Origin of the sequence: Pseudomonas extremorientalis (genome assembly GCF_001870465.1) — a bacterium.
Lineage (GTDB): Bacteria > Pseudomonadota > Gammaproteobacteria > Pseudomonadales > Pseudomonadaceae > Aquipseudomonas > Aquipseudomonas extremorientalis.
In genome coordinates this window covers 252,491-261,336 of record NZ_MDGK01000011.1, presented here as the reverse complement: position 1 = coordinate 261,336, position 8,846 = coordinate 252,491, and the positions used below count along the sequence as shown (strand labels likewise).

Here is an 8,846-nt window from a genome sequence, read left to right as displayed (position 1 = left end):
GGGGCAAGCCCGCTCGCCACAGAAGCCCGCTCTCCACAACAAGCCCGCTCGCCACACATTAATAGGCGCCGGAGAGCAGGGCACCCGCGCCGGGCACGATGGGTTCCAGGTCCAGGGCCTTGAGCATGGCGTAGGTCGTCGCGATAGCGGCGGTGAGCACCGGCTTGCCGGTTTGCGCCTCGACCTTGGCCACCACCGGCAGCGACTGCATCTGCACGCAGGCGGACAGCACGATCACGTCGACACCTTCCAGGTTCATGCCGGCGACGATGGCCGGCAGGTTGGCCGGGTCGTGGCGGGCCACTTCGAGGTTGTCGGGGATCTCCAGGGCGCGCCAGTCCACCACGTCAAAGCCTTCTTCGCGGATGTAGTTCACCACCAGTTCGGTCAACGGCTTCATGTACGGTGCAACAATCGCGATGCGCTTGGCGCCCATGACTTTCAGGCCCTCGATCAAGGCACCGGCGCTGGTGATGACCGGGGCGTTGGCATCGTTGTCGGCAGTGGCCTTGCGCAGGCGTTGTTCGGAGTTGCGGTGATACCCCAGCCCCATGGCCATGATCGCCACCAGGCACGCATAACCCAGCACGTCTACCTTGGCGTCGGACAACTCGACGGCGCAACGGTCGGACTCACCGTCCATGGCCGCCAGTTCTTCCTTGCGTACCTGCTTCATGCGCATGCGGCTGGAGTGAAAGGTAAAACGCTCGGGACGGATCGCCTGGCGCGCGGTGAGCATCGCCGGGATTTCGGTTTCCATGGTGGTGTTGGAGCTCGGCACGATCTGGCCGATGCGGTAAGGCTTCTGCATGGTGGTCTCCGTTTTTATTGTGTGAGGAAGTCGCCGAGGGCGTGGAAGAAACCGTCGAAGTCATCCCACGGAATCATGTGCCCGGCGTTGGGTACGCGGGCGACCTGGATACGCGGTTGCAGGCCCTGGATTTCGGCAATGTCCTCATCGAGGATCACCCCGCCACGACCGGCCACCATCAACAGCGCAGGCGCCTTGAGGTGGGGCAGGTCTTGGTGGAAATCCACGGTGTGGAAATCATTGAAGGCGCGCACGATGGCGGGCTCAAAACAGGTGTGCAGCCATTCGGCACGCAGTTGCAGTTGTTCGTCGGTCCAGGTGGCGCAGAAGGCGCGCATCGCCTCGGCATCCATGCCGACCAGGGATTGGCGGATCGAATCCACGTACCACGGCAGTTTGCTCGGGTACTCACGCCGACCCGGGCCAGACACCGGCGGGTCGATCAGCACCACGCGCTTCACGCCCTGCGGATGTTTGACCGCACTGCGTACGGCAAAACGGGCGCCCATGGAATGGCCCATCAGGTGGTAGCTGTCCAGGTTCAGCGCATCGGCAAAGGCACCGATGTCGTCGGCGCAGGTGTCCGCGCTGTAGTCGAGTTCGGGGCCGGTGGAGGACAGCCCGCGACCGCGCACGTCCAGCACATAGGTGTCGAACTGTGCGCCCAGGCGCTCCGCGACGAACCCCCAGGTGATCGCCGGGCTGGTGATGCCCGGGATCAGGATCAACGCCGGGCCTTTGCCGCCGTAACGCAAGTAATGCTGGCGAATGCCGTTGGCCTGCACGTTGCCGCCGTAGAGGAAGGTGCTCACGCGGCCACCCCCGATTTCAGTTCCTGGGCGTACAGGTCATAGCCGTAGACCCAGGCCGGGTCTTCCTGGGTGCGCAGCCAGGTGTTGGCGTTGGACACTGCCTGCACCCGGGAGGCACGTTCCTTGCGGTTGGCTTCGTACAGCTCGAAGGCGGTGCGGTAGTCGCTGATGCCGGTTTCCTGCAGGCAGCGGGTGAGCATGGCGGCGTCTTCGATGGCCATGCCGGCGCCCTGGGCCATATGCGGTTTCATCGGGTGGCAGGCGTCGCCGAGCAGTACCAGGCGACCACGGCTCCACAGCGGCAGTGGGTTGCGGTTGCGCAGCGGCCATTTGGTCACGCTGTCGGTGGATTCGATCAAGGCTTGCACAGTGGGGTGGTAGCCCTTGAAGGCATCGAACATCTCTTCGCGGCTGCTGTCGACGAACGCGCCCTGGAAGTCCCATTCAGCGTGGGGTACGCCGGTCACGTAGTAGTACTCGTCGCGTTTGCCGGTGGTGTAGTAGACCATCATGTGGCGGTCCTCGGTCCACCACTTGATGCAGTCTTCGAACTTCAAGTCGTACTTGGCGAGCTGGTCGCCACGGATCAGTGCGCGGTGCGCGACCCAGCCGCTGTACAGCGGTTTTTCCACGCCCAGCAGTTCTTCGCGGATCTTGGAATTGATGCCGTCGGCGCCGATCACGATGTCGGCGTAGGTCACCTGGCCGTCGGCGAAGGTCAGGCGCACCTGGGTGTCGGTTTCCTCGAGGCTTTCCAGGCGCTTGTTGAAGTGCAGGGTGCCGGGCTTGAGGGTGGACATTTGCAGCGCATGCAGGTCGCCACGGTGCACCGTGATGTAGGACGCGCCGTAGCCGGTGAGCGGGATGCGCGAGAGGTAGTCGCCGGTTTCGCCGCAGCGGCTGAACCAGTGCTCGGGGTGCGAGCCCATCAGGTCCAACTGCTTTTCGATGCCCATGCGGCGAAAGATTTTCATGATATTGGGGCCCATGTGGATCCCCGCGCCCAATCGGGAAAACTCCGGCGCCTGCTCATATACATTCACGTCGAAGCCGGCTTGCTGCAACAGGGTGGCAGCGGCGGCACCGCCCAGGCCTGCGCCGACAATGGCGATTTTTTGCGTGCTTCCCATGGGGCGTATTCCTCTGTCTTTGTGATTTTCGGCGGGGTCTGTCCGCAAGGTTTTTAAAGTGTATACGCTCATTTTTTGAAATGGGAAGCCTGTCTCTGAAAAATTTTTTTCTGGCCGTACGGCTCCTGTGTAACGACATGTAGCCAATTAATATTGGAGTTGTTCCGATAGGTAACGTTATGGCGCGCCGCTTGCAGTCTGTTCGCAATTCGGGTCTTATCGTTATTAAATGGCGTATACGCTATAAAAGTGCACTAGAGTGAAGCGCAGTGCCTGAACTTGGTGCGGGCCCACAGGAGACAGGAAAATGCCGGTAAGCGATTGCGAATTGACCCAGATGTTCGAGCACGTGTTGAAGCTGTCCAGGGTCGACCCGACCCAGAGCGTCGCCGTGCTCAAGAGCCATTATTCCGACCCGCGCACCGTGCGCGCCGCGATGGACGCCGCGCAGCGCCTGGGGGCCAAGGTGTATGCGGTGGAGTTGCCATCGTTCAACCATCCCAAGGCCATGGGCAACGACATGACCGCCTACTGCGGCGACACCGCGCTCACCGGTAATATCGCCGCCCAGCGCGCCCTGGAGGCGGCGGATCTGATCGTCGACACCATGATGCTGCTGCACTCGCCGGAGCAGGAGCAGATCCTCAAGACCGGCACGCGCATCCTGCTGGCCGTGGAACCTCCGGAAGTGCTGGCGCGCATGCTGCCCACCGAAGAGGACAAGGTGCGTGTGCTGGCGGCCGAGCAGTTGTTGAAGAAGGCGCGTTCGATCCATGTCAAATCCCGCGCCGGCAGTGACTTCCGTGCCGCCCTGGGGCAATACCCCTCCGTGACCGAATACGGCTTTGCCGATGAACCGGGGCGCTGGGACCACTGGCCCAGCGGTTTCCTGTTTTCATGGCCCAACGAAGAAACCGCCGAGGGCGTGCTGGTGCTGGACATCGGCGACATCCTGCTGCCCTTCAAGACCTACACCCGCGAGAAGATCACCCTGGAGATCGAGAAGGGCTTCATCACGAAGATCCACGGGGGGTTCGAGGCCGAGTACCTGCGTGACTACATGAAGTACTTCAACGACCCCGAGGTGTACGGCATCTCCCATATCGGCTGGGGCCTGCAGCCACGGGCGCAGTGGACCGCCATGGGCCTGCACGACAAGAACGACGGCATGTGCATGGATGCGCGGGCGTTCTATGGCAATTTCCTGTTCTCCACCGGGCCGAACACCGAGGTGGGCGGGACACGCAAGACGCCGTGCCATATGGACATTCCGCTGCGCAATTGCGATGTGTACCTGGATGATGAGGCCGTCGTGATTGCAGGGGATGTGGTTGCGCCGCAAGCTTCGCGCGCGCGCTGATCACCGGTGTGGGGATGGAGTATCATGCGTCCCCACCTTAACCATCCACCGAGCCAAGCCGTGCCTGATTCCTACGTCTTTTCTGAACAAGTTGGCCACCTGCTGCGCAAGGCCTACCAGCGCCACCTGGCGATCTTTCAGCAGAATGTCGGCGACTCCCAGCTCACCGCCGTGCAGTTTGTGACCCTGTGCGCACTGCGCGATCACGGTGCAAGTTCGCTGACCGAGTTGGTCAAGGCGACTGCGGTGGACCAGGCGACCATCCGTGGGATCGTCGAGCGGCTCAAGGCCAAGGCACTGATCAGCCTGGAACCGGACCCGCAGGACAAGCGCAAGGTGGTGGTGGATCTGTCCCCGGCAGGCGCCGAACTGGTCGCCCAGACCACGCCCCGTGCCGCCCAGATCAGCGAATTGACCATGAGCAATCTCAACCCCGCCGAACGGGTGGCGGTGCTGTTCCTGCTGCGCAAGATGATTGACGATCCCCAGGACTGATTGGGGTGGGCGCCCCCCCTCACCACAATATCCCCGCTCGCCACAGCATTCCCTGGCACCGATCTTGCTCTAAGTTCGTGTAGTAATCACTTCACCAGTCAAGTGTGTCGCGAGGCCCCAGGTCCGCGACGCTTTTTTTTGACTGTTTCATGTAGTAGGTACTTCATCAACTGTTACGGGCGAAGCACATGATCAGCCAGCACATCACAGTAGCGCTTGAGGTCAACGGGCAAACACACGAAGTCAGCGCCATGGCGGACACGCCGCTGTTGCTGGTGCTGCGCAATGACCTGGAACTCAATGGTCCCAAATATGGCTGTGGCCTGGGGGAGTGCGGTGCCTGCACTGTGATCATCGATGGGGTGGCGGCGCGCGCCTGCGTGTTTCCGTTGTCGGGGACCGTGGGCCGCGAGATTGTCACCCTCGAAGGCCTGGGCACGCGCCAGGCGCCGCACCCGGTGCAACAAGCCTTTATCGACGAGCAGGCCGCGCAATGTGGCTACTGCCTCAACGGCATGATCATGACCGCCAAGGCCTTGCTCGACCGTAACCCCAACCCCAGCGAAGCCCAGGTGCGCAACGAGCTGTCGGGCAACCTCTGCCGCTGCGGCACCCATATCGAAATCCTGCGCGCCGTGCTGCGTGCGGCCCGCCTGATGACCGTGGAGTGATGACCATGCCGAACATTCCGCTTTCCCGTGACCAATGGCTGGCCAAGGCCGGTGTCCTGTTGATCGTCGATGATGTGCTGCCGCCCTCGGGGCCGGTGGCCAAGGGTGGCACGCCCACGGTCAAGCCCAAGGAGCTTGGGCTGTTTATTGCGGTCAACGATGACGGCCTGGTGTATGCGTTCAACGGCCATGTGGACCTGGGTACCGGCATCCGTACGTCGTTGGCGCAGATCGTGGCCGAGGAACTGGACCTGGCGATGGACCAGGTGCAGATGGTGCTTGGGGATACCGAGCGCGTGCCCAACCAGGGCGCGACCATTGCCAGCGCTACGTTGCAGATATCAGCAATCCCCCTGCGCAACGCGGCTGCCGAAGCCCGGCGTTTTCTGTTGGCGCGGGCAGCGGGGCGCTGGGGCGTGAGTACAGCCAGCCTGACAGTGGAGGCTGGCGTTATTCAAGCGCCGGATGGGCGCACCACCACCTATGGCGAACTGGTCAGCGGCCAGCACGACCAGCTGCGCATCAGCGGCGACGCGCCGCTAAAGGCCACTGAGGACTATCGCCTGGTGGGCAAGGGCGCCGCACGGGTGGATATCCCCGGTAAGGCCACCGGTGAGCTGACTTACGTGCACGACATGCGCGTACCGGGCATGCTCCATGGCCGGGTGATCCGCCCACCGTATGCGGGGCTGGATTGCGGCGATTTTGTCGGCAACAGCCTGTTGAGCGTGGATGAGTCGTCCATCGCCCATATTCCCGGCATTGTTGCGGTGGTGGTCATCCGCGATTTTGTCGGCGTGGTCGCGTTGCGTGAGGAGCAGGCGATCAAGGCCGCCAGCGCCTTGCAGGTGCACTGGAAACCCTGGAACAACGCCTTGCCGGACATGCGCGATGTCGAGCAGGCCATCCGCGACAACCCTCGCGTGCGCCGCACCGTGCTTGACCAGGGCAATGTCGATGAAGCCCTGGCGGGTGCCAGCCAGCGCATGCCGCGCAGTTACCTGTGGCCGTACCAGATGCACGGCTCGATCGGCCCCTCCTGTGGCGTGGCGGATTACTCGCCGGCCGGCAGCCGGGTGTGGTCGGGCAGCCAGAACCCGCACCTGCTGCGCGCCGACCTGGCGTGGCTGTTGGAGTGTGATGAGGCGCTGATCGATGTGATCCGCATGGAAGCCGCCGGCTGTTATGGGCGCAATTGTGCGGATGATGTGTGTGCCGACGCCTTGTTGCTGTCCCGTGCGGTCGGCAAACCGGTACGCGTGCAATTGAGCCGTGAACAGGAACACCTGTGGGAGCCCAAGGGCACTGCGCAGTTGATGGATGTGGATGGCGGCCTCAACGCCGATGGCAGCATTGCCGCCTACGACTTTGAAACCAGCTACCCCTCCAACGGCGCGCCAACCCTGGCGTTGTTGCTGACCGGCCGCGTGGAACCGGTGGCGGCGATGTTCGAGATGGGCGACCGCACCTCGATTCCGCCCTACGACATCGACAACATGCGCGTGACCATCAACGACATGGCGCCCATCGTGCGTGCGTCGTGGATGCGCGGTGTGTCGGCGCTGCCCAACACCTTCGCCCACGAATCCTATATCGATGAGTTGGCCTTCGCCGCCGGTGTCGATCCGGTGGAATACCGCCTGCGCTACCTCAAGGACGAACGCGCCATCGACCTGGTCAAATCCACCGCTGAACGCGCCAACTGGACGCCGCGCACCGCGCCGATGCAAACCGCCAATGAGGACCATCTGCTGCGCGGCCGCGGCTTTGCCTACGCGCGCTACATCCACAGCAAGTTCCCCGGTTTCGGCGCGGCCTGGGCGGCGTGGGTGGCGGACGTGGCCATCGACAAGCAGACCGGCGATGTGTCGGTGACCCGCGTGGTGATCGGCCATGACTCGGGGATGATGATCAACCCGGCCGGGGTGCAGCATCAGATCCACGGCAATGTGATCCAGTCCACCAGCCGTGTGCTGAAAGAGCGCGTGACCTTTGAAGAATCGACGGTGGCGAGCAAAGAATGGGGCGGCTATCCGATCCTGACCTTTCCTGAAGTGCCGCAGATCGACGTGATGATGATGCCGCGCCAGGACCAGCCGCCCATGGGCGCCGGCGAGTCGGCGTCGGTGCCCAGCGCGGCGGCGATTGCCAATGCGATCTACGACGCCACCGGCATTCGGTTTCGTGAGCTGCCGATCACCCCGGAGCGCGTATTGGCGGCGCTGAATGCCGGCACCTTGGGCGAGCCTGCCAAGTCGCCGGAGAAACGGCGCAAATGGTGGTTCGGCGCACTGTTCGCCACCCTGGGCGCGGTGCTGGCGACGGCCTGGCCGTTCCACAATGAAATCGCCCCGATTGCGCCGCCCAGCGCCGGCACCTGGTCCAAGGCCACCCTGGAACGCGGGCGCTTGCTCGCGGCAGTCGGCGATTGCGCGGTGTGCCATACGGCGCCGGGCGGCGCGACCAATGCCGGTGGGCTGGCGATGCAAACCCCCTTCGGCACGCTGTACAGCAGCAATATCACCCCGGACGTGGAGACCGGCATCGGTGCCTGGTCGTACCCGGCGTTCGAGCGTGCGATGCGCGACGGTATCGGCCGCGACGGGCGCAACCTGTACCCGGCGTTTCCCTACACGGCGTTCCGTAATATCAACGATGCGGACATGCAGGCGCTGTATGCCTACCTGATGTCCCAGGCGCCAGTGAGCCAGGCGCCGACGCCGAATGCCATGGGCTTTCCGTTCAACATCAGGCCGTTGATGGCGGGGTGGAATGCACTGAACCTGCGACGTGGTGAAATCACCCCGCAGCCGGAGCGTGGCGAGCAATGGAATCGTGGCAACTACCTGGTCAATGGCCTGGGGCATTGTGCGGCCTGTCATTCCCCTCGCAATGTGATGGGAGCGGAGAAGGGCGGCAAGGCGTTCCTGGCCGGGGGCATGGTCGATGGCTGGGAAGCGCCGGCACTGGCCGGCCTGTCCAAGGCGCCGACGCCATGGACCGAAGACCAGTTGTTCACCTACCTGAGTACCGGCTATTCCGACGCCCATGGCGTGGCCGCAGGCCCGATGGGACCGGTGGTGAGTGAATTGTCCAAACTGCCCAAGGCGGATATCCGCGCCATGGCGGTGTACCTGGCGTCGCTCAATGGCGAAGCCGCAGCCGAGGCCCAGGTGGCGGCCGCCGTCAGCGTGCCGAATCCCAATGGCCGACGCGTATTTGAAGGTTCATGCAAGGCCTGCCATGCCGAGGGGCTGGGGCCGAAGCTGTTTGGGGTGAGCCCGTCGCTGGCGACCAATACCAATGTGCACAGCGACCAGCCGGATAACTTGATCAAGGTGATTCTGCAAGGCATCAGCCACCCGGCGACCAAGGACCTGGGGTATATGCCGGGATTCAAGGACAGTCTGTCGAACAGCCAGGTGGCGGATCTGGCGGCGTATCTGCGCGGGCAATTTGCGCCGAATGCGCCGCAGTGGAAGGGGTTGGAGCAGAAGGTGGCGCATCTGCGCGCCAACCCCGGCACCCATTGACGCAATGGGGTAAAACATGTGGGAGGGGACTTGC

At 63.4% G+C, this 8,846-nt stretch carries 7 protein-coding genes; 4 read left to right on the top strand and 3 right to left on the bottom strand.

Features of this window, described 5'->3' with window-relative positions; translation table 11 throughout:
• Window positions 1-58: 58 nt before the first annotated feature.
• Genes BFN10_RS03325 through BFN10_RS03315 form a run of 3 tightly spaced genes read right to left on the bottom strand, consistent with a single transcriptional unit; the run spans window position 59 to window position 2,753 of the window.
• Window positions 59-811 carry a maleate cis-trans isomerase family protein gene (locus BFN10_RS03325; protein WP_016977977.1) on the bottom strand — a complete coding sequence of 251 codons (753 nt, stop codon included), beginning with the start codon at window positions 809-811 and terminating at the stop codon, window positions 59-61.
• A 14-nt stretch (window positions 812-825) separates the two neighbouring features.
• Window positions 826-1,623, bottom strand: a complete 798-nt coding sequence (locus BFN10_RS03320) for an alpha/beta fold hydrolase (protein ID WP_071488453.1) — start codon at window positions 1,621-1,623, stop codon at window positions 826-828.
• Window positions 1,620-2,753 carry an FAD-dependent monooxygenase gene (locus BFN10_RS03315; RefSeq protein ID WP_058426136.1) on the bottom strand — a complete coding sequence of 378 codons (1,134 nt, stop codon included), beginning with the start codon at window positions 2,751-2,753 and terminating at the stop codon, window positions 1,620-1,622. The genes BFN10_RS03320 and BFN10_RS03315 overlap by 4 nt, the downstream gene beginning before the upstream one ends.
• Window positions 2,754-3,060: 307 nt before the next feature.
• Here BFN10_RS03315 and BFN10_RS03310 point away from each other — a divergent pair, with 307 nt between their 5' ends.
• The 4 genes from BFN10_RS03310 to BFN10_RS03295 all read left to right on the top strand — a co-directional run bounded on the left by BFN10_RS03310 (window position 3,061) and on the right by BFN10_RS03295 (window position 8,812).
• Entirely contained in the window at window positions 3,061-4,113 is a 1,053-nt protein-coding gene (locus BFN10_RS03310; RefSeq protein WP_071488452.1) for a 2,5-dihydroxypyridine 5,6-dioxygenase, read from the top strand.
• Window positions 4,114-4,173: 60 nt separating this feature from the next.
• The gene (locus tag BFN10_RS03305) at window positions 4,174-4,608 is read left to right on the top strand and encodes a MarR family winged helix-turn-helix transcriptional regulator (RefSeq protein ID WP_092250227.1); all 435 of its coding nucleotides are present in this window, start codon (window positions 4,174-4,176) and stop codon (window positions 4,606-4,608) included.
• A 188-nt stretch (window positions 4,609-4,796) separates the two neighbouring features.
• Window positions 4,797-5,279 carry a (2Fe-2S)-binding protein gene (locus tag BFN10_RS03300; RefSeq protein ID WP_071488450.1) on the top strand — a complete coding sequence of 161 codons (483 nt, stop codon included), beginning with the start codon at window positions 4,797-4,799 and terminating at the stop codon, window positions 5,277-5,279.
• Window positions 5,279-8,812 (top strand): molybdopterin cofactor-binding domain-containing protein, encoded by a 3,534-nt coding sequence (locus BFN10_RS03295; protein WP_130898157.1) that lies wholly within the window; start codon window positions 5,279-5,281, stop codon window positions 8,810-8,812. Before BFN10_RS03300 ends, BFN10_RS03295 begins: the two co-directional genes overlap by 1 nt.
• Window positions 8,813-8,846: the final 34 nt, after the last annotated feature.

Excerpts from the sequence above, each read along its gene's own strand:
- BFN10_RS03325 (WP_016977977.1), bottom strand. The coding sequence starts at position 811 with ATGCAGAAGCCTTACCGCATCGGCCAGATCGTGCCGAGCTCCAACACC.
- BFN10_RS03315 (WP_058426136.1), bottom strand. The coding sequence starts at position 2,753 with ATGGGAAGCACGCAAAAAATCGCCATTGTCGGCGCAGGCCTGGGCGGT.
- BFN10_RS03310 (WP_071488452.1), top strand. The coding sequence starts at position 3,061 with ATGCCGGTAAGCGATTGCGAATTGACCCAGATGTTCGAGCACGTGTTG.
- BFN10_RS03300 (WP_071488450.1), top strand. The coding sequence starts at position 4,797 with ATGATCAGCCAGCACATCACAGTAGCGCTTGAGGTCAACGGGCAAACA.
- BFN10_RS03295 (WP_130898157.1), top strand. The coding sequence starts at position 5,279 with ATGACCATGCCGAACATTCCGCTTTCCCGTGACCAATGGCTGGCCAAG.